The organism is Candidatus Izemoplasma sp. (genome assembly GCA_036172455.1).
Lineage (GTDB): Bacteria > Bacillota_I > Bacilli_A > Izemoplasmatales > Izemoplasmataceae > JAIPGF01.
On sequence record JAXKVY010000001.1, the window covers coordinates 316,454 to 337,290 of the forward strand.

The 20,837-nt window shown below is 35.9% G+C and carries 17 protein-coding genes and 2 riboswitches; all 17 genes read right to left on the reverse strand.

Annotated elements, in window-relative coordinates:
• Window positions 1–38: 38 nt before the first annotated feature.
• Complete coding sequence (locus tag UMR38_01465; protein ID MEC9484527.1) at window positions 39–563, reverse strand: folate family ECF transporter S component; 525 nt, start codon at window positions 561–563, stop codon at window positions 39–41.
• 53 nt (window positions 564–616) lie between these two features.
• A riboswitch (THF riboswitch) is annotated at window positions 617–708 on the reverse strand.
• Between the two features lie 51 nt (window positions 709–759).
• Entirely contained in the window at window positions 760–1,422 is a 663-nt protein-coding gene (locus UMR38_01470; protein ID MEC9484528.1) for a uracil-DNA glycosylase, read from the reverse strand.
• Window positions 1,423–1,511: 89 nt separating this feature from the next.
• Window positions 1,512–4,127, reverse strand: coding sequence for a pyruvate, phosphate dikinase (ppdK, locus tag UMR38_01475; GenBank protein MEC9484529.1), 2,616 nt, complete (start codon window positions 4,125–4,127; stop codon window positions 1,512–1,514).
• Between the two features lie 127 nt (window positions 4,128–4,254).
• A complete protein-coding gene (locus UMR38_01480; protein MEC9484530.1) occupies window positions 4,255–6,576 on the reverse strand; it encodes a hypothetical protein in 2,322 nt (773 codons plus the stop codon).
• 72 nt (window positions 6,577–6,648) lie between these two features.
• Window positions 6,649–6,954 (reverse strand): RnfABCDGE type electron transport complex subunit B, encoded by a 306-nt coding sequence (locus tag UMR38_01485; GenBank protein MEC9484531.1) that lies wholly within the window; start codon window positions 6,952–6,954, stop codon window positions 6,649–6,651.
• A complete protein-coding gene (locus UMR38_01490) occupies window positions 6,954–7,115 on the reverse strand; it encodes a hypothetical protein (GenBank protein ID MEC9484532.1) in 162 nt (53 codons plus the stop codon). Before UMR38_01490 ends, UMR38_01485 begins: the two co-directional genes overlap by 1 nt.
• Complete coding sequence (locus tag UMR38_01495; protein ID MEC9484533.1) at window positions 7,116–7,721, reverse strand: Rnf-Nqr domain containing protein; 606 nt, start codon at window positions 7,719–7,721, stop codon at window positions 7,116–7,118.
• Complete coding sequence (locus UMR38_01500; GenBank protein MEC9484534.1) at window positions 7,718–8,482, reverse strand: electron transport complex subunit E; 765 nt, start codon at window positions 8,480–8,482, stop codon at window positions 7,718–7,720. The genes UMR38_01495 and UMR38_01500 overlap by 4 nt, the downstream gene beginning before the upstream one ends.
• Window positions 8,475–8,996: an FMN-binding protein gene (locus tag UMR38_01505; protein MEC9484535.1), complete on the reverse strand. Its 522-nt coding sequence runs from the start codon at window positions 8,994–8,996 to the stop codon at window positions 8,475–8,477. The genes UMR38_01500 and UMR38_01505 overlap by 8 nt, the downstream gene beginning before the upstream one ends.
• A complete protein-coding gene (locus tag UMR38_01510) occupies window positions 8,986–10,056 on the reverse strand; it encodes an RnfABCDGE type electron transport complex subunit D (protein ID MEC9484536.1) in 1,071 nt (356 codons plus the stop codon). Before UMR38_01510 ends, UMR38_01505 begins: the two co-directional genes overlap by 11 nt.
• Before the next feature lie 5 nt (window positions 10,057–10,061).
• Window positions 10,062–11,363, reverse strand: coding sequence for an RnfABCDGE type electron transport complex subunit C (locus UMR38_01515; GenBank protein ID MEC9484537.1), 1,302 nt, complete (start codon window positions 11,361–11,363; stop codon window positions 10,062–10,064).
• 14 nt (window positions 11,364–11,377) lie between these two features.
• Window positions 11,378–13,066 carry a phospho-sugar mutase gene (locus UMR38_01520; protein ID MEC9484538.1) on the reverse strand — a complete coding sequence of 563 codons (1,689 nt, stop codon included), beginning with the start codon at window positions 13,064–13,066 and terminating at the stop codon, window positions 11,378–11,380.
• A gap of 116 nt (window positions 13,067–13,182) precedes the next feature.
• A complete protein-coding gene (locus UMR38_01525; GenBank protein ID MEC9484539.1) occupies window positions 13,183–13,761 on the reverse strand; it encodes a peroxiredoxin in 579 nt (192 codons plus the stop codon).
• Window positions 13,762–13,960: 199 nt separating this feature from the next.
• Window positions 13,961–14,566, reverse strand: coding sequence for an ECF transporter S component (locus tag UMR38_01530; GenBank protein ID MEC9484540.1), 606 nt, complete (start codon window positions 14,564–14,566; stop codon window positions 13,961–13,963).
• A gap of 80 nt (window positions 14,567–14,646) precedes the next feature.
• Window positions 14,647–14,763: riboswitch (FMN riboswitch) on the reverse strand.
• Window positions 14,764–14,831: 68 nt separating this feature from the next.
• Complete coding sequence (locus UMR38_01535) at window positions 14,832–17,225, reverse strand: glycogen/starch/alpha-glucan phosphorylase (GenBank protein ID MEC9484541.1); 2,394 nt, start codon at window positions 17,223–17,225, stop codon at window positions 14,832–14,834.
• A gap of 64 nt (window positions 17,226–17,289) precedes the next feature.
• Window positions 17,290–19,707: a glycogen/starch synthase gene (locus tag UMR38_01540; protein ID MEC9484542.1), complete on the reverse strand. Its 2,418-nt coding sequence runs from the start codon at window positions 19,705–19,707 to the stop codon at window positions 17,290–17,292.
• A complete protein-coding gene (locus UMR38_01545; protein ID MEC9484543.1) occupies window positions 19,700–20,830 on the reverse strand; it encodes a glucose-1-phosphate adenylyltransferase in 1,131 nt (376 codons plus the stop codon). Before UMR38_01545 ends, UMR38_01540 begins: the two co-directional genes overlap by 8 nt.
• Window positions 20,831–20,837 lie beyond the last annotated feature (7 nt).

A 20,837-nucleotide genomic window follows, 5' to 3' on the forward strand; every position in this document is an offset into this window, starting at 1 on the left:
TAAAAAAAGTCTGGTGCGCCAGACTTTTTATTTGATGTCTATGATAAAGAATGTTTTAGTGTTTCAAGATCGTATGCCAAGACACGGCGATAAAGTACATCGATAACTAACATTTGTAAAGGTAACTTAATTAATAATGTAACAACTCGCGCTGGGAACATAGCATAACTACCTTCTTGGAAAAAGATATAAAGTTGTAACGTATTAAGACCGAATGTTACGGTGCTTGTCATAAGAACAACTAAGATCAGTTTTAACACCGAGTACTCTTTTTTATATAAGAATAACCCTGGCATTATACCCCAAAGCATTGAACTCACTGTAAATAAGTTAAATCCGGTTGCCAAGTTGGGTACCATAATATTTATCCAGTCCGCTGTGAAGCCACCAATAGCCCCGGCAAGAGGACCAAACATTATACCCACAATCATTAAGGGAATGTCATAAAAAGTAAAACGATACGTTGCAATGGTCAGACTAAATCCAACTTTTAGTACCGTTGCAATTGCCACTAAAATAGCAATGCGAATTAAAATGTGTAATGTAAAATGTGTTTTACGCATAAATAAAAAACCTCCTATGTATATTTAGAGGTCCACCTCAAAAAAGCTTATTTTTCAGCGGACGCACTATTTCACCGCCACATGTGTGTTCGTTTATACCCAACTTCCCATGGTATAACACTTAACGCGAAATAGCTACTCTGACAATACTTATTGTATCAAAATAAAAGTCGATGTCAACAAAGAAACAATCGATTTATAAAGAAAAATCGATTGGTGTGCGCTGGTTCTTTTTTAAAAAGCTATTAATCTTAGAAAAAACATGTGAACCAAAGAATGAATGTCTAGCACTTAACGGACTCGGATGACTCGACGATATGACTAAATGATGAGGATTATGAATATAGTCTTTATAAACTTTGGCTTTATTTCCCCAAAATACAAAGACTTTTGGGGTATCGTTTTGATCAAGTAATGACATGATATCTATCAAAAGCTTTTGCCAGCCCACATTTTTGTGACTGAGAGGAGCATTTTCTTCAACAGTTAAAATGGCATTTAACAATAATACACCTTGTCTTGCCCATGTCGTTAAATCTCCATGTTGGGGAATATCTATCCCTAAATCATTGTGCATTTCTTTAAAAATATTTTTTAGTGATGGCGGAATTTTAATTCCTTTATGTACACTAAAAGCCAGCCCATTGGCTTGGCCTTTGTTATGATATGGATCTTGTCCAATAATAACGACTTTAACATCTGAAAAAGGACACTCTTTAAGGGCATTAAACACATCACTTTTGGGTGGATAAATAGTATTTTTTTGATAAGCTTTATTTAAAACCGTTATTATTGTGTCAAGATATGATAGATCAGTATACGTTTCTAGTCGTTTTCGCCAATCTTTTGGTAGTTCCATATTATCACCTAATCATAGTATACTAAAGAGTCCCTGTAAACGCAAAAAAAAGATAGCACAAACGTGCTATCTTTACATATTAAAATCAATTATTTATTACGAATTTTTGCTTGTGCGGCAGCAATAATCGCAACTGGAATACGGAATGGTGAACAAGAGACATAATCTAATCCAGATCTATGGAAGAAATCAATTGATGTAGGTTCTCCACCATGCTCTCCACAAACACCAACTACGATGTCGTTATTGACTTTCTTCGCATTGGTTGTTGATAATGCGACTAATTGTCCAACACCATCTTGGTCAACCGCTTGGAATGGGTCGCGTGGTAAAATTTTCTTATCAGAATATTCTTTTAAGAATTTACCAGCGTCATCACGGCTAAATCCAAATGTCATTTGTGTTAAGTCATTTGTTCCGTAAGAAATGAAGTCTGCTTCTTTACCAATTTCATTAGCAGTTAATGCAGCACGTGGTGTTTCAACCATTGTACCTACTTTATATTCTAGGTCTACACCTGCTTCTTTAATTAATGCATCTGCAGTTTCTTTGATGTAATCTTTTAAGTAAGTTAACTCTTTAACTGTAGATACAAGTGGTACCATAATTTCAGGTTTTACAACTTTACCTTCAGCAGCAACTTCTAGTGCAGCTTGGATAATTGCTTTCACTTGCATAACTGAAATTTCTGGGTAAGTGACACCTAAACGGCATCCACGGTGACCTAACATTGGGTTGAACTCATGTAATTGGTCAAGTGCTTCGCGTAATTTATCTGCTGTAATATTTAATTCTTTTGCAACTTCTTCCACTTCATCTTCATGAGGTAAGAACTCATGTAGTGGTGGATCTAATAAACGGATCGTAACAGTTTTACCCGCCATAGCTGAAAAGATTTCTTTAAAGTCTTTTAATTGGTGAGGTAAGATTTTTTCTAATGCTGCTTCGCGTGCTTCTTTGCTTTCAGCTAAAATCATACGGCGAACATCTAAAATTCTTTCATCATCGAAGAACATATGTTCTGTACGACATAATCCAATTCCTTCAGCACCAAATTTAAGAGCTTGTAAGCTATCGCGTTCGTTATCAGCATTTGCTTTAACGCCTAAGTCTTTAATTTCTGCGGACCATTCTAAAATTTGGGCGAACTCGCCACTAATTTCAGGCACTTTTGTTTTGATTGTTCCAGCGTAAACTTTACCTGTTGAACCATCAATACTAAATGGTGTTAGTTCTGGATATTTTTTACCATTAATGGTCATATATCCTTCTGCTTCATTAATTGAAAGTTCATTACATCCACTAACGCAGCATTTACCCATACCGCGAGCTACAACTGCAGCATGTGATGTCATACCACCAAGTTGCGTAACGAAACCTTCACAAACGATCATTCCTTCAATGTCACCAGGAGATGTTTCTTTACGGAATAATAATAACTTTTCACCAGTTGTTTCTTTAAGTTCAGCTGCGCGTTCACTGCTAAATACAATTTTACCAGTTGCAGCACCAGGACTTGCAGCAAGACCGGTTGTTAGTAATTCTCCATTTTCTAGTGATTCTTCATCGAAGACTGGATGTAATAATGCATCAATTGCATTAACATCAATTTGATCTACAGCTTCTTCTTTACTTAATAATCCTTCTTCAACCATATCAACGGCAATTTTTACACCTGCAGCTGCAGTACGTTTACCATTACGTGTTTGAAGTAAGTATAGTTCGCCTTCTTCAACAGTAAACTCAATATCTTGCATATTGCGGTAATGTTGTTCTAAGCGTTCGACAATATCCATTAACTCAGCATGAATGTCAGGTGCTTTGTTAGCGAATTCATCTAATTCTAATGGTGTTCTGATTCCAGCAACGATGTCTTCACCTTGTGCGTTAAATAAGAACTCACCAAAGACTTCTTTTTCACCAGTTTTTGGATCACGTGTAAATAATACACCTGTACCAGAATTATCACCGGTATTACCAAAGACCATTTCTTGAACGTTTACTGCTGTTCCCCATGCGTCTTCGATATTATTATGTTTACGGTAAATCTTCGCACGTGGTGTATCCCATGATTCAAATACCGCATTAACAGACATTTCTAATTGTGTATACGGATCTTGTGGAAATGGTTTACCTGTTTCTTTTTTGACGATTTTAAGAAATTCTTCACTTACGAATTTCCAATCATCAGCTGTTAATTCTAAGTCTAAATCATATCCTTTTTCTTCTTTGACTTTGTCAAGTACGTCCTCGAATAAATCGAATTCAATCCCTTGAACAACTTCTCCGAACATTTGGATAAAACGACGATAGATGTCATAAACGAATTTTGGATTACCTGTTTTTTCGATCATACCTTTAACCGCGGTATCTGTTAAACCAAGGTTTAAGATTGTATCCATCATACCAGGCATTGATACTCTTGCTCCACTACGTACACTTAGTAATAATGGGTTCGTATCGCTTCCAAATTCTTTTCCTGTTTCTTCTTCTAGACGTTTTGTATACTTCTTGATGTCATCTAATAGTGCTTGTGAGTTTTGTTTTCCATTCTCATAATACGCCGTACACATGTCGGTCGTAATCGTGAAACCTGCAGGAACAGGAAATCCTTCACGTTTCATTTCTGATAAGTTGGCACCTTTACCTCCAAGCAAATTCTTTTGCTCTTTGGTACCTTCACCAAACATATAAATTCTCTTCACTAGAATCACCTTTCTATAAATTATATTCTCTCTAAAAAGTCCATTAAAAATTATATCATTGAAATATTTTGTTTGCAACTAATACAATCAAATTATCGCCAATTTATCAGATGATAACGCTTTTATTTTATGCGATTACTTGATACGGCACAATATCGACAATTTTTATTGTGCCATTGATTAATTTCACTGTATATAAATATGATTCACTATAAATTTCTGTTTCGTTTTGTCTTGTTAAATGAACTCGAAAAATATTGTCTTGATGCGCACTGACCTCAAAATCAAGAATTAAATCACCGACATAACTTCTTAAGTTTTCACAATCACGATGTTCGACTTCAGAATAAAAATCATCACACGTAAAGTTCCCAATCTCATCATAAGCTAGTGCGTCCATATAATCATCGATGAAGACGGTCATCTGTGCTTCTGTTATGTGATATGGGATATCTGTAAACAGTGGTGGGATTTTAAAACTATCTCCCATACTTGGAACAGTGATCGTTGTTGTGGTGATATTATCATCAACATCACGTAAACGGTAAGTTATTTCATAAAGCGTTTCATACCGTTTTGTCACAATCATTGAAATATCTTCAACTGTGAGTGACTGATATTTTCCTAAGTTAGCTTCTCTTCTTGCAATATAGGCATCCTTATCGTAATGGGGATCAATGGTATCATCATATAATACATCCGATGTTACACTTTCATCAAGATAGAGCGATTGATACAAGTTCAACTGACGTTCAAACCGGTCTATTTCATTACCATGTTCTGGGTCAACTTCATAAGTGATTTGAACATCTTCTTTATAAAAATACGCCATGTCATTAATATAGACAGTGACGATTGATTCTACAATTGACGTTACACGTCCATTTTCTTTATAATATTTAACATTAAAGGTATTGTCTTTTGGTGCATTTTCAACACTAATCAACTCATACGTAAATCCGCGTTCACGCGTATTATAAAAGTCAATAATACAGTCATCTGTTATAAACGCAGCCTCTTTCGCTTGGTATGCACAATAATCATACGGATTAATCTTTGTAAATTCATAAAAGGCAGCCTCTAATAAGACTTCAGGAATATCTGAAGACATCATATGATACTCTTCTTTTTCATAACTCGCAAGGAACCAACGCTTTGCTGTCTGATTATAATCTACGCGGATTTCATATGCTTCTTTTTCTGTGTTATCTAAATTGAACGCTTCAACAAGATATTCATTTTCCGCAATATATGTGACTTGCTTAATCTCATATTTACTGTCCACCGATTGGAAAAAGTCTTGCTCGTTTTTACATGTTTTCACTAAATCAGGCGAGGAGGTTGAGATATATTTATCACAGATACTCGCTTGACTCAACCTACCGTAATCTAGGGCATAGATTGTATTTAGCATATTTTCTAAATCCTTAGGGCTTAGAAAATTGCTTTCAATCGTGTAATCAAACATATCAAAATAGAGTGTTAAGCTATAGTCTTCAGATAAAATATTGCGGACATCAAAATACATAGTGAGTTTTTTCTCTCCTGCTAAAATGAGTTTAAACACTAATTCATTATCAATTCGTTCATAATCAAAGATGACCGATTGGCTATCAATCAGATTCATAATTTCGATACATTCTGTATCAATTTTATTCTCTTGAAAACAGAGATTTCTTACATTACTTGTTGTCACACCACGCATGAACTCATTAATATATATTTTAAGTTCATTAAATTCATTAATTACACTTTTATTATAGGTGATAATTTCATCAATTCGCATATCATCACCCAAAGATTCCATGGTGATATAGTATTGATACACAATCCGGTAGTCTCTAGCAAGCGCTATATTATAAATATATGTAAACGCGTCGATGCGGAATAACGACACACTGTCAAACTTATCATCAAACAAACGTAAGTAATCTCGATTCTCTGTACATTCTACCTGCGTTTCTGCTGCGAAATATTCTTGACAAAGGACCTCAGGATCGTCCCGGTCATCTAATGCCATAGTCGCATAAAATACAGCAACATCTTCTTTTGTAATATTAGGATTATCATTCATTGTTTGAAATAATACATTCGTAAAATAGATTTCATCGCCAATCATCTCATACTCGAATACAAACTGAAATACTTGGTTTTTGACACCTCTTTGTTCAACATAAATACTCTCGTTATTGATTGAAACGACAGGCTCACCTTCAAAATCATCATTATACAGCAACAAATAATTGGTAAAGACCGCATTACAATCATCTGCATTTCTGACAAAATATCGATCACAAGTCACTGTCTCTGTGGTCGATATTTCATCAATGATATCATTAAACTGTACGGTTGCGGTATCAATAATGACATCATCTGTGATACCTTCTTCTTCGCAACCAAATAATATTGTGATACTCATTAAGAAAACGATCGCTTTAAAGTAACGCATCGTATCACCCCTTTTATCTATTATACCACTTTTAAAAAAATCTGCACAATGAAATTCATTGTGCAGACACGTTTATTTTTTGACCTTAATCAGTGTTCCATCTTGATTTGGATGGTCTTTGATATATTCCAAAATCGGATCATAATGTTCATCCTTACCGGGTTTACATGAAGATAATTGATCAACTTCACCCGCTACAATCCCTTCAGCAAATCCACTACATCCAGGATATCCGCATGCTCCACAGTTATATCCTGGGAGTAGTTCTGTGATATCTTCTACGCGGTTATCTGCTTCAACTTTAAATATATCGGCCGCAAAGGCAAGTCCTAATCCTAAGACTAGACCCATAATAGCAAGGGTTAATGTGGCAGCCACTATGCATCACCCCGATGCGAACAACTAAAGTTATGACAACTTTTACAAGTAGCCTCATCAATTTTATCAAGCGATGCTTGTGGGACGGGCACTTTTTTATTCAAGGCATAACTAAGTATATATACCAAAACGAGTGAGCCAATCATAATATATGGTAACATTTAAATCACCCCAACTAAGCCAAAGAAAGCCATTGACATAATACCAGCAACGATTAAACTTATCGGAACACCACGCCAAGCCTTTGGAACATTAGCGGCTTCTAAACGCTCACGAATAGACGAAAAAGCAAAGATTACTAAGCCAAACCCTAATCCGGTACCGATTGCGGTCGATACCGCTATAAATAACCCTTGACCAAACGGGACAGTAGCTCCCCATATATTCGCTATATTCCCTTCACTGACACCTAAAATAGCACAGTTTGTCGTGATTAACGGTAAATAAATACCCAGTGATTTATATAATGATGTACTATAGCGTTTGATTACCATTTCAACAAATTGTACAAGTGATGCGATAACTAAGATAAATGCAATGGTTGAAATATACTCAATATTATATTGATATAGCACTAAATCATATAATGTATAGGTTACAGCAGAAGCAATAACCATGACGAATAAGACTGCAGCGCTCATACCAAGTGCACTGCTAGATTTTTTACTGACACCTAAGAAAGGACAAATTCCTAGAAATTGCATTAAGATGACATTGTTAATTAACATCGCAGAAATGATTGCCGTAGCAAATACTGTAAAACTCATGCTGCCTCACCACTTTCTTTTAAGGCTTTTGCTTTTTTTCGTGCTAACGCTTCTTTTTTCTTTTGTTCAATCCAGGCTTTTTTTGCCGCAGCTTCTTTCTCTTCTTTTCGAACTTTTTTAAATTGGAAGAAGGCAAGGATAAACGCGAGGGCAATAAAGGCACCTGGTGGTAAACTAAACATCGCAAGACCAAAATCTTTAATGGTTATTGAATCATCGAATAAATGGATAATTAAATCCAATGATAAACTTACCGGCTGATCGACAAAGAATGGTAAGTATTCTCCCCAAACCAGTCCACCAGTAGCTAAGAACTCACGAATTGATCCAATTACAATGAGGGCAAAGGTAAATCCTAATGCCATACCTAACCCATCGATAGCACTGTCTAAAACATTATTTTTAGACGCAAACGATTCAGCGCGACCTAAGATTAAACAGTTTACAACAATCAATGGAATAAATATACCTAGTGATTCATATAAAGCAAACGCATACGCTTCGGTAAACATCTCAACAAGTGTTACAAACGTTGCAATAATAACAATATATGAAGGGGTTCTAACATGTTCTGGGATATAGTGACGCAATAAACTGACGACAATATTACTAAAGGTTAATACAAAGATAACGAGTAATCCCATCCCAAGTGCAGTTTCAAACGTCGCCGTTACCGCTAAGGCTGGACACATTCCTAAAAGAAATACAAAGATCGGATTTTCGTTAAAGAACCCTTTTAAGAAGTTTTCTTTTTTACTCATTTGTCTCACCACCTTCGATATAGTCAACTGTTGCTTGTACAATTGTTTTTACCGATGTATATGTATAAGTAGCCCCAGTCTTACTATCATAACTAACATCTGATAGCGATTGATCACTAAGTCGTGGTAAATACGTTTTTTCAATCGTATTAACAAATGTGACCGTATTAGATGTCGACTGTATCACGACATCGGTGATGGTATTATTAACAACGCCGACTAAGACCGTGACATCACCATAATTGTTCATATCATATCCTTGATAGGCACGTCCAACTTCTTGTCCGTTACTATCATAGATGATCACTTCTTTCGTTAATACGCCATCTAATGATTTTGTTTCAAGCGTAAACTCTCCGGTTAAATCAAACATCTCTTCATACAATGCTAATTCGCGTTTCTGTGTATTCTCTTCAATGACAGGTGATGTTATTGCATTAACACCCCAGATAAAGAATCCACTTAAGGCACCAATAATAACAAGGACAATAGCTACTTTTAATTTATCCAGCATAAGAAACACCTACTAACGTTACGACAATGGATAAGATAATAATTGCGATAAAGATGAGTGATCGCTTACGATTAAAGCGAGGATGAGTGACTTTATAGTAATCAAAACTTGTCACAAACATATTCATAATTAAAATACTGAAGACAACACCTTCTGGTAACGCGCCAAAGATTCGAATAATGAAGGTAATGACCCCTAAGGCAAACCCATAATAGACTCTTGCTGGTTTCGTTATAGGAGATGTAATAGGGTCTGTGGCCATATAAATTGCACCCAACATTAATCCCCCGCTAAATATGTGATAGAGAGGATACCATAGTCCCAATCCTTGTTGAATGGCAACGGCTAATGCTAACACAAATACCGTTCCAATATACATTAAAGGTATGCGGATTTCAAAGCTAGTTCTTACTGCTAAATATCCTCCACCTAGTAATAATAATAACGCACTTGTTTCACCGATACTCCCAGGAATTCCTATTCCTGTAAAAAGATCCATAATTGGATAGTGATTTAAGACATCCGCACTAAACAAATCAGCATTGTTCATACTGAGTGCCGTTGCGCCAGCAACGCCATCAATATTAGTTTGATAGGTTGCTAATGTGGCAAAGTTCACGACAACTAAAACACGCGCTACTGCGGCTGGATTAAAGATATTTTGTCCCATACCACCAAAGAGTAGTTTGGCAAGTAATATCCCTAATACACCTGAGAGCGCAACAACCCAAAGAGGTGTTTGGTCGGGTAAGGTTAACCCATAAATCAACCCTGAGGTTACCGCACTAAAGTTGTATAATGAAAATTGCTTATTGATTACTTTAAACGATTCACCTTGCAGCAAATCTTGTATTTGATAAAAGACATATTCTGTTACTAACATCGAAACAATACTTGTGAGAATAATCCATAATGCAGGCAATCCAAAACTATAGATTGCAAAAAAAGTTGCGGGTAATAGGGCAATGGTAACATCGCGCATCATCCTTGGTGCATTCGCATTAGGTCGCCGTAAGTATGGTGATGTCTTTCGAATAATTTTTGGCATAGTATTTGTCATATTAATCACCTAATCAATCGTTTGGCTTTACGGACATAATCTGTCACATGAATTTTCGATGTACAGACATACGCACATAAGCCACATTCGATACAACGATCCGCGTGTAAACTCTTCATTTGATCTTTATCATTGCGTTTTACTGCATTCATGATCTGAACGGGTTCGAGATGCGCGGGACAACTGTAGACACAACTGCCACAACGTACACACGGTTCTTCTTTATATTCTGTATTTTTTAAGACAATAACACTTGTTGTTGTTTTGGATACAATGACATCGTCACTTACAGTACTGACCCCCATCATTGGACCACCCATCACAACAAGTACTTCATCAAAATCTTCTTTGTACCCATCACTTTGACGAATTAAATCCTGGATACTCGTTCCTACACGAACACGGTAATTTTGTGGATAATTAATCGCATCACCCGTTAAGGTAAAGTAACGTTCAACAACCGGTAAGTTATGCTTTACGGCATTATAAATACCGGCAGTGGTACTGACATTAAATCCTAATACGCCATATGACATTGGCAACTCACCATGTGGTACTTCAATGCCTAAAGCATTTTTAAAGACTTCAATTTCCCACCCTTGAGGATAATAGTTACCAAGTCTAACAACTTCGATATTTAAATCACTATACCGTCGCTCAATCACTTGCGTTAAGACTTCGTATAATGGGTTTTTATCTGCTTTAATCGCAATCATACCATGCTCACAATTGAGTGCTTGCATAACATACTTTAAGCCCATGATTACTTCTTCTGGTCGATCAAGAATTAAACGGTAATCACTACTTAAATACGGTTCACACTCAACCGCATTGACAACGACATGGTTAATGGTCTCTTTTGTAGCTAACTTAATATATGATGGAAAGCCACTTCCACCAAGTCCTACTAAGGCCTTTTGTTTAAGAATCTCAACCATATCATCTTGATCCAATTTATCAATCACATGATCCGGACGATCAGTGATGGTTTTATGATAGGTATTCTTAAAATCATTTTTGATTTCAATGCAATCTACTTTACGACCAGTTCGGTGTAGTTTTTTACCAATTTTACCAATCGTACCACTAATTGTCGCGTGAATTGGTTGTTCGAAAAATCCCCCGTGACGGACACCAATGACTTCACCAAAATCAACATGATCTCCTTCATCAACATATAAATCATATGTTTTACAGCGACCATTTTGTAAGTGAATATAAACAGTCTCTGGATCGAGATATGTTTGTGTTGGTAAGGCCCTGGTTAGTTCCTTATAATCCCGTACCTTTCTTGATTTTTTAATCATATTGTTCCTCCACTCTAGATGTTATTAATCAATGCTAATACGTCTCTTTTGATATCTTCATTTAAGGTCTTGGCGTGTGCTAAGTCATCTCCGACTACACCGATATATATTTTCAATTTAGGTTCTGTTCCACTTGGACGAAGGACAAACCATGATCCATCATCTAAGAAAAATTTTAACACATTGGATTTCGGTAGCTCAAGTCTATATGATTGATCATCTTTCATACCTTCTTGGGTTAAATAGTCTTCATATTGAACGACAGTTTTACCCGCAATCGTTTGAGGTTTCTCTTCACGAAAAGTTGATAAGATGTTTGTAATTCGTTCTTCACCACTTTTTCCTTCTAAGCGAATATTGACTAAATCTTCATAGTAATAACCATATGTCTCATATAATTCAAGTAAATAATCATATAGTGTTTTTCCTTCTAAGGCTTTTGCTTGTGCAACTTCACTTGCTAATAAGAGTGCTTGAATTGAATCTTTGTCACGGACAAAGTCTTGAATGACATACCCATAACTTTCTTCATATCCAAAGACAAACTCGTAGTCAGTATCTTCAATTAATTTTGCTTGTTCACCAATGAACTTAAATCCCGTTAATGTACTTTTAACATCCATGCCAAAATCTTTTGCGATGGTTGCGCCAAACTCACTTGTTACGATCGTGTTATAGACCATACCTTTCTGTGGTAAGGTACCTTGTTCTTGTCGTTTCTTTAGTAAGTAATGGACCAAAATAGCGCCTGTTTGGTTGCCCGTTAATAATTGATACTCTTTGTTGTGCTTCACAGCAATACCTAATCGATCAGCATCTGGGTCTGTCGCGATAAGTAAATCGGCATCAACTTCTTTCCCTTTTTCAATCGCCATGTTAAAGGCTTCTTTGTTTTCTGGGTTAGGACTATCAACTGTGCTAAAATTGGGGTCTGGTGTCATCTGTTCAGTAACAGGATACACATCATATCCAGCAACCGTTAATGTATCAAGGCCAATGCGAGCACTTGTCCCATGTAATGGGGTAAAGACAATTTTGATTGTCTTGTCCATATTCGGACTCAGTTGTATATCTAAAACGCTTTTGATATATGCTTGATCAATGGCATCTCCAATAATTGTGATAAACCCTTTTTTACGTGCTGTTTCAAAGGGTAATGATTCAATATCAAATACATCTTCAATCGCATTAACATTAGCAATGACTTGATCAGCGTATTTCGGAACTAATTGACAACCATCCTGGTCATAAATCTTATATCCATTATATTCTGGTGGGTTGTGTGAAGCAGTAACAACAATACCACCCGTAGCATCTAACTCTCTTACTGCAAAAGATAGTTCAGGGGTTGGACGCAATCCATCAAATAAATAAACATGAATCCCTTGTTGAGCAAGGACACATGCACTTTCTTTCGCAAATTCTTTACTTTTATGTCGATTATCATGTGCAATGACAACACTTGGAGAATCACTTTGTTCTAATAGATACTGCGCAAATCCTAAGTTTGCCTTACGAATCGTATAGATATTCATTCGGTTCGTCCCAGGACCAATTTTTCCACGCATACCTCCTGTACCAAACTCTAAATCTTTATAAAAGGCATCTTGTAATGCCTCTTCATTCATACCTTCTAATTCTGTTTTAAGGTCTTTATCTAGTTTACTGTAGCTTTTCCATCTTTCGATTATATTTTTCATCATTGCCACTCCTTTAATTTCTCAAAAAACCCATTCTATATTATATAATAAAAAGACTATTTTTACAATGTAAAATAGTCTTTTTCTCTATTAGTTTGTAAACGACCTATGACCAGTCTTTATTCCACAAAGTTTTCTCCAGGTTTCCATCCACATGGGACCATTTTACCTTTAACCTCGTTTTGGAATACTTCTAGTAACCGTAACACTTCATCAACATTACGTCCACCTTCACCATGGTTGATTTGTGCACTTTTCAAAATACCATTTGGTGAAATAATAAATGTCCCACGCCAAGCGACACCTTTTTCATCATCTAACACACCATATGCTTCACTTACTTTATGGTTATTATCAGATGCATGGATATGGTTTAAACGTCCTAAATCTTTGCGGTTTTGCCAAGCTAAGTGACTATGTAAACTGTCCGTTGATGCAGCAATCAATGTTGCCCCTTTTTTCTCAAACTCTTCATTCAACTCATTGAAGCGTTGAATCTCAGTCGGACACACAAATGTAAAGTCAAGCGGATAGAAATATAAAACAACCCATTTCCCTTCGTTTAGTAAGTCATCTAGATTAACAGATCCAAAGCGATCCATAAATTCACCTTCAGGTAAAACAGCTTCCATTTCAAATTTTGGTGCAGGTTTACCAACCTTTGCACCTGTTACATAAAAATCATTTTCAAATGCCATAATATTCACTCCTTTTTAATTTATCAACATTATAAATTGTAACATAAAATAGATAATTTTCAATTAATATGGCTGCTCTTTTAAGTGTTATTGTCACTATTTAGAAAAAGAGAATAACATTACAATTAAGGGTTGCTTAACTTATTATAACAAAAATAACACTTCCGAAGAAGTGTTATTGATTGTAGGTTAGACACCCTTATTTAAATGATACAATACGTTGGCGATTTAGCAACTCATAAATTGCAAAGAATGATAATGTAATCAATAATCCCTTAATAATATTAAATGGCGTATAAAGGATTATGATTGTTTGTAAATAACTTGGCGACCCTTCTAGTCCAAATGTGGATAACGTTACCCAGTCTTGGACATCTAAGAATGTCAAGCCACCCATATAAATTGGTGTGATAAATAAATAGTTAGCTACTACCATTAAAACAGTTACCACCATCGCAACAATTAAGGCCGCAAGATAGCGGTTTAAGTGGTAAACTTTAATCGCAACAAACATACCACCAACATAGCCCATACTCGCAATAAAAGCAGAAATCTGCCCAATTGCAACTGGTCCAACAGGTCCTTTGATAATAAGATGCACAACGACTTTTAATAAAGCCACGAGTGATGCTTCTTTCCATCCATATAACATAAAGATAACAAGAACAACGACATCACTTAAATCAAAAGTTAGAAAAGGTACGAGTGGATATGGAATCTCAACCAACATTAAGACAGCACCTAATGCGGATAAAATTCCTAACGTAACAATTCGATTGGTTCTTACACTTGATTCTGTTTTCATATTTATTCCTCCTATTTTTCCAATAAAAAACCAACGAATAAATCTTCGTTAGGCATTGTTAAAAGGAATATCAACATATGATTGATCTTCTCCTATCCAGACTTTACTGTCGGTGTAGGAATTGCACCTACTCCTGTACTCTCGTACTCGCGGACTATACCGCCGGTCGGGAATTTCACCCTGCCCTGAAGATTTTATCCAACTAAAGTATAGTATAAAAACCGGTAGTTGTCAATAAATCTAAAAAAAATAGCGACATAGGTCGCTATTTAATTTTTTTGATATGCCAAATATCTTCTACATATTGTTCAATCGTACGATCACTTGAGAAGTAACCAGATTGTGCAATATTGATAATACTGGCTTTAAACCATGCTTCTTCATCCTTATACAAGTTATTCGCACGCTCATGTGCTTGACGATAACTTTCAAAATCTTTTAAGACAAAGTATTGATCACGGTCCATGAGATTGTCATAAATGTCTTTAAACTCATATTGATCAACAGTATCAAAAAATCCATTCACAAGTTGATTAATAACTAAACGTAAATCTTCATGTTCATGATAGACTTCTTTTGGATCATAATCGTTGGTTTCATATAAGTGGTTGACTTCATCACTTTTTAAACCAAACAATATAATATTGTCGTTACCAACGAGTTCTGCAATTTCGACATTGGCACCATCAAGGGTTCCAATTGTTAAGGCACCATTCATCATAAATTTCATATTTCCTGTTCCGCTGGCTTCTTTTGATGCGGTCGAAATTTGTTCACTTAAGTCACAGGCTGGCATAATCATTTCAGCATAAGTAACATTGTAGTTTTCAACAAATACTACTTTTAAATAGTCATTGGTGTCGTCATCATGATTGACTTTATCAGCAATCGTATTGATGAGTTTAATAATTTTCTTTGCAAAGTGATACCCACTTGCCGCTTTCGCCCCAAATATAAAACTATGTGGATGGTAATTTGCTTTAAAGTTTTCATCTGTTTTTAGTTTATTATATACATACATGATATGCAGGGCATTCATTAACTGACGTTTGTATTCATGCATCCGTTTTACTTGAATATCAAAGATGCTTGTCGGATCAAGTTTAATCCCTTGTTCTTCATAAATGCGATCAGCAAGTGCTTCTTTTTTGGTTTGTTTCATTTTTTTAATTAAGCGACGATACTTTTTCGTTTTCGCTTTTTTCATCAATTGTTTTAATTCTTCTGGGTGATCATGCCACTCGGTTGTGACTTGATCTAAAATATCGGTTAACTCTTTATTAGAATGCATTAACCAACGACGATGTGTAATACCGTTTGTTTTATTATTAAATTTATTAGGATATAACTGATGCCAATCTTTCATTTCAATATTCTTTAAAATGTTTGTGTGTAATTCAGCAACCCCATTTACACTAAATGATCCAACAATCGCTAAATGTGCCATATGAATTGTATTATGACTAATAATTGCTAATTCAGTAACTTTATCTTGTGCATAAGATTTGTCTAATAGTTCCTGACAGAATCTCCGGTTAATTTCTTCAATGATCCGGAAGATTCGTGGCAATACTGGCTGTAATATTGAGACAGGCCATTTTTCTAACGCTTCTGCTAAAATAGTATGATTGGTATAGGCACATGTCTGTGTCGTAATTTGCCATGCATCCTCCCACTCAAAATTGTGATCATCAATTAAAATACGCATTAACTCAGGCACCACTAAACTTGGGTGAGTATCATTGATTTGAATGACGACGTAATTCGGTAAATCAGTTAAATCTCTTCCTCTTTCAAGGTGACGATTCACGACACTAAGAACCCCAGCTGCACTAAAGAAATATTGTTGTTTTAAGCGCAAAACTTTTCCTTTGTGCGTTGTATCATCTGGATACAAGAATCCACTAATTTGGCGGATTTCGCTATCATATTCAAAACTATTTTTATTTTCTGGACGCACTTTTGTTGGTTCTGCGTTCCATAGTCTTAAAGATGTCACAACACCATTATGATCACCAACAATCGGCACATCATAAGGGACGGCTCTAATCATCTCATTTGGTTGGTAAACCGCTGTTTCTTCAGCAACGTATGCTTGACCCCCGAAGGGAATTTCAATCGCTTCTTCTTCTTTTCTGACTTCCCAAACGTAGCCATCTTTTAGCCAATCATCTGGTTTTTCTATTTGATATCCGTTCTCGATTTCTTGTTCAAAGAATCCGTAACGATAGCGAATCCCATTACCATATCCGGGATAACCAAGTGATGCGATAGAGTCTAAGAAACACGCCGCAAGGCGTCCTAACCCACCGTTTCCAAGTCCGGCATCTGATTCATAATGTTCTACTTCATTAATATCTATATTTTCTAGTTTTAGGCCTTCTTCAATCACATCACGCAACCCTAAGTTCATGATATTGTTTGTGATAAGACGTCCCATTAAAAACTCCATAGAAAAATAGTACACTTCTTTTTGGTCATTATTGGATAAACGGTCTTTTGTATCCAACCACTGATTGGCTATCGCTTCTGAGACCATTTCACCAAGAACGTTATAACGTTCGCGTGTACTTGCATCATCTAATGTTTTGATATAGCGTTTTTTTATGCGCTGTTTGTATTCATCTATGAAGGCATATTTGTTTTCAAAAAAAGTCATTTGTATCACTCCTCGATTCCATTATACTCCATTTTTGAATCGTCTGTCACATGAAACCGTTATCTTATTCTTGGGCCTCAATGACAATCCGATACAAATCTATATATTTCCGTGCTTGGCGCTTTAAACTGTAATCCGTTTTCATTGCCCGTTTTTGCATGGTGTCCCAAAGGTCAGGGTGGTTAAAAAAGACATCTTTCGCGGTATCAATTGTTTGGGCTAAATCATACCCATCATAATTATAGAATTTAAACCCATTCCCACTTCCCGTGATTGGGTCATAATTATCAACTGTATCTGAGAGCCCACCTGTATCTCTTACGATCGGTAATGTCCCATACTTAAGGGCAATCATCTGACCAAGACCACATGGCTCATACCGACTTGGCATTAAGAACGCATCCGCGCCTGCATAAATATAATTGGGTACAGTTCCATCATAACTTAAGTTTAAACGTACTTGGTTTGGGTACTGTTTCTCTATATTACGTAAAGCCTTTTTATAATGGGAATCCCCCTCACCAAGTAACACAAACTGAACACGGTCATCTTTAAGAACATCAGGTAAGACATTTAGTATAATATCAAAGCCTTTTTGTTCTACAATCCGTGTGACCATCCCTATTACAAAGGTATCATCACCTTTTGGAAGATTCATAATATCCTGTAAATAGGTTTTATTGGCGATTTTGTCATCACGACTACCGATTTGATATTGGGTATGAATGAGTTGGTCACGCTGTGGGTTTAACGAACTACTGATCCCATTTAAGATGCCAAAGAAATCGCGTTCACGTTTTATAATAAAGTAGGTTAAGTTCTTACCATAATATTCATACTTAAGCTCTTCTTTATAGGTAGGTGATACGGTTGATAGTTTTGTTGCTGTATCAATTCCGATTTCTAAAATATTAATTGTTTCAGCGCGGAAGACAAAGTTTTTAATATTTAGTTTCTGAATCACATCGTTGCTTACTTGACCTTGATACTCAACATTATGTATCGTTAACAAGGTTTTTAACCCCTGGTGTTTTGAGTTATCAAGAATCAATGGAATCAGTGATGTGTGCCAGTCATGAATATGAACTAAATCAAAATCATCGATATAATCAAACAGATTAACAACTGCTTGGTTAAAAAATGCGAATCTGTCTGGATCATTATCATACCCATAGATTTTGTCAGTATCAAAGAAATCAAAACTTTCAATAAAATAGAACCGTACGTTTTTGTATAGCCGTGTAAATATGGTTGTCTTGTATTGTTTGTCACCATAGGTTACGACCATTGAAAAGTCACGTTTAATGGTTTCACTAAAATCATCTTTAATACGATTATAGTAAGGAATGATAACAGTCACATCAACACCGAGTCGCACTAAGTTACGTGATAATCCACCAATAACATCCGCTAAGCCACCGCGTTTCATAAATGGATAAGCTTCACTTGCCACCATACAGACCCGAATTTGATCAAAGTTAGTAACTACTTGGCGTTTTTGTGAAATATAAGGAAAATCTTTCGTACCATTAATATAAGTATCTGCTTTCACAACGGTGCGTTTATCTAAAATGACATTTTCCAAATAAGCGCCTTCTTCGATAAAGCAATTGGACATAATATAGCTATTTTTAATGGTCGTGTTTTTTTTAATCACAACATCACGACCAACAATCGTTCGCTCTAAATTACCATCAATGATACTTCCTGATGCTACTGCTGAGTTTTCAATTTTCGCATGATTTAAATATTTAGCTGGCGGAGCCGTTTTTTCTTTCGAAAAAATATGAACATCTGGTTTAAATATGTTACGTCCACTATCAAAATGTAACATGTCCAGGTTAGTTATTAAAAAGTCATCGAGCGTTTCTATCAACTGCGTATAACTATCGTGTTGGTATATATTTACCGTTAAACTTGGACTATAAGCAACCACATCTAACATCGTTCTATACTGTAACGAATCAGCTGTTTCAATTAAATCAATCAACCGTTTTTTAGATACAATATAGGTTCTTAAGCGATTGTTTTGATGCATCACTTCCGTGATATCTTTTTGTGAGGCAATATGCGCTTCTAGCACGTCGTTAAAATCAATACTCCATACAATGCTAGATGGCATAATAATAGCGTATTCCTGCGTTGAGCGTAAAAAGAACTCAATATGTTCTGACATCCGTTGAAAGGTGATCATTTTACCAGGCATAATATATGCATTTTTAGGCGGTAAAATAAACAAACCATCCCGACGTCTATCTAAATCCCAACGTTTCCCACTCCCTACATGATCTTGTAAAGAACGATAGTTCCCGTAAGGAAAAATTGCCACATTCGTTATCCGTGAATTACGAATATTGGATAACGTAAAATCAATAAGACGAAATTTACCAAAAAATGGTAATGCCCCTGGCATTCGGTGCAGCGTTAAACTTTCAAAATTGCCTTTATAAGTCGCATCAACAATCGCTAATAGTTCAGCCATTTTTCTCACCCAGTTTCCATAAAAACTCATTATCAACAACGGTAATCTCATCAAATTCTAGTTTTGTTTTAGGAAGCAGTACACTGCCTTTTAAAATGATAGCATTCTTGATGAAACACCCTTTCCCAATACGGACGTTTTCAAAGATAATTGAATCTTTAACAATACTGTCGATTCCCATATAAATGCCACTCCCTAATATACTATGGTATACATCCCCATAGAGTAAACACCCATCAGCGATGAGTGAGTTATTAATCTGTGATTGTTCACCGATATGATGCGGTGGCAAATTCGAACTTTTGGTATACACAGGAAAGTCCAAATATTCATGTAATTTTAAATAATGGGGATTGTCTAATAAATCCATGTTCGCATCATACAAACTTTTTACGGTTCCGACATCACGAAAGTACCCTTTAAATGGATAGGCGTAAACTGCCTTCTTCTCATTTAAAGCAAGGGGTATTATATCATGTCCAAAATCGAATTGGCCGTCTTTTTGTTTGAATAATAACTCTTTTAGGACGTTTGTTTTAAAGACATAAATACCCATCGATGCTTGGTTGGTTTTAGGATTATCTGGCTTCTCTTCAAAGCTTAAGACTTGATGATTATCATCACAATCTATAATCCCAAAACGAGAGGCATCCTGATCTACTGAAAATGTCGCGATGGTAAGATCCGCATGATGTGCTTTATGCGCCTTTAATATGTCACGGTAATCCATTTTATAAATATGATCACCACCAAGGACAATCACATGCTTAGGGTCATATTGCGTAATATAATGGAAATGTTGTTGAATCGCATGCGCTGTACCTTTTTGCCATTTTTCGCCATCACTAGATGTATATGGAGTTAAAAAGGTAATTCCACCATCATTGACATCTAAATCCCATGTGCTACCAAAGGAAATATACCGCATCAACTCATGTGGTTCATATTGCGTAATAATCCCACAAGTATCAATAGAACTATTGGTTAAGTTGCTTAATACGAAATCAATCAACTTATATTTCCCACCAAACGTCACGGCAGGTTTTGCCGTGTCTTTTGTGATTTGTTTTAAGCGGGTTCCACGTCCACCTACTAACACCATTGCAACAACATCTTTTTTCATTTTATCA